This is a genomic window from Actinomadura keratinilytica (genome assembly GCF_039539665.1).
GTDB classification, from domain to species: Bacteria; Actinomycetota; Actinomycetes; order Streptosporangiales; family Streptosporangiaceae; genus Spirillospora; species Spirillospora keratinilytica.
Genome location: NZ_BAABDO010000249.1, coordinates 1 through 1,807, shown reverse-complemented (window position 1 = coordinate 1,807; position 1,807 = coordinate 1). Strand labels below are relative to the sequence as shown.

General features: G+C 71.9%; 2 protein-coding genes. Both read right to left on the bottom strand.

Annotated elements, in window-relative coordinates:
- Positions 1-1,382, bottom strand: a 1,382-nt coding sequence (locus ABD879_RS32480) for a condensation domain-containing protein (protein ID WP_345025620.1), incomplete at its 3' end; no start/stop codon positions are given.
- Positions 1,383-1,390: 8 nt separating this feature from the next.
- A partial coding sequence (locus ABD879_RS32475; RefSeq protein WP_345025619.1) for a hypothetical protein occupies positions 1,391-1,807 on the bottom strand: 417 nt, incomplete at its 5' end.

The following is a 1,807-nucleotide window of genomic DNA, read 5'->3' as shown; positions in this document are numbered from 1 at the left end:
ACCTGCGCAGCGAACAGATCCACCAACGTCGCAGGCTCCACCTCATGCGCGGTGTGGTTCCACTCCGACAGCACGGCCTCGCGTTCGTCAGCGGCCAACACGTCCAAACGGCCCACCAGCAGCCCGGGGTCGGCCGCCATCTGCTCCAGCAACCGCACCAGCCGCCGGGCCAGCGTGCGGGCAGCGGGCTCGTCGAACACGTCGGGGCGGTAGTCCAGCTTCAGTTCGAGTCCGTCACCCGGCCCGACCACGAGCGACAGCGGGTAGTGGGTGGTCTCCTGGACGTCGCCTCCGGTGAAGCGCAGGCCGCCGAGGTCCGGCGGGCCCTGCTGGTCCATGGGGTAGTTCTCGAAGACCAGCAGCGTGTCGAAGGTGGCGCCGGAGCCCGCGAGCCGCTGGATCTCCGCCAACCCCAAGTACTGGTGGTCCAGCAGCACCGACTGCTCGGCCTGCACCCGGCCCAGCAGCGCCGCCACCGTCTCCCCCGGGTCCAGCGTCACCCGCACGGGGACGGTGTTGATGAACAGCCCGAGCATCCGTTCAACGCCAGGCAGGTCCAGCGGCCGGCCCGCGACGGTCGCGCCGAACACCACGTCACGACGTCCCGTCAGCTTCCCGACCAGCAGAGCCCACCCAGCCTGCACGACCGTGTTCAGCGTCACCCCGACGCCGCGGGCCAGGTCGCGCAGCCCTTCGGCGAGCGTTTCACCGGCCTGGACGGTCAGGCTGGACGGCGTCACCGGGACGTCGCTCGCCGGGGCGACGAGCGTCGGCTCCTCGACTCCGGCGAGGGCCTCGCGCCAGGCGGCCCGCGCGCGGTCCTTGTCCTGGCGGGCCAGCCACGCGAGGTAGGCCCGGTAGGAGGTGGCCCGGGGCAGGCCGGTGGTGGCGCCTCCCGCCGTGTAGACGGCCCACAGTTCGTTCATCAGGACCGGCAGGGACCAGCCGTCCAGGACGATGTGGTGGGTGGTGATGACCAACCGGTGCCGGTCCGGCGCCAGTTTCAGCAGGAGCAGCCGGAGCAGCGGCGGGACCTCGAGGTCGAAGCGGCGGCGGTGTTCCTCGGCGGCGAGGCGGGCGGCCTCCGCCGACGCGGCGTCCGGCGCCCGGTCGGACAGGTCCACCTCACGCCAGGGGATCTCCACACCCCGGTAGATCACCTGGACGGGCGCGCCCGTGGCGCGCTGCCGGAACCCGGCGCGCAGGCTCGCGTGCCGGTCGAGCAGCGCCTGCCACGACCTTCTGAGGACCTCGGTGTCCAGCGGGCCGTCGAGGTCGAGCACCCGCTGCCCGACGTACACGTCCGGAGCGTCCTCGTCGTAGACGGCGTGGAACAGCAGGCCCTCCTGCAAGGGCGACAGCGGCCACACTTCCTCCAACATGGACTCGCTCACTTAGGCCCCTTCCGCGCCGTCTTCTTCGCCGTCTTTTCGAATTCGTCGAGTTCGTGCTGGGAGATATCGGTGAGGGGGAAGTCGGACGGGGTGTGACCTCCGGCGTCTCCGCCGTCGGTGTGCGCGACCAGCCCGGACAGCATGGCCGTCCACGTCCCGGCCAGTTCCTCGACCGCGTCGGCGTCCAGCAGTTCCTCCGGCCAGGACAGGGTCAGGGCGAGGACGGGGCCGCCTGCGAGGTCCTGGACGACGGCCGAGATCTCCAGGGTGTGCGAGGCGGGCATGCGGGGATCCACTCCGCCGTCCAGGCCCCCGACGGGCTGCCACGGGCCGGGCTGCCGCTCGTCGGCCGTCGCGGTGAAGCGGCCGAGGTAGTTGAAGCCGATCTGCGGCGCCGGCAGCGCGGCCAGTTC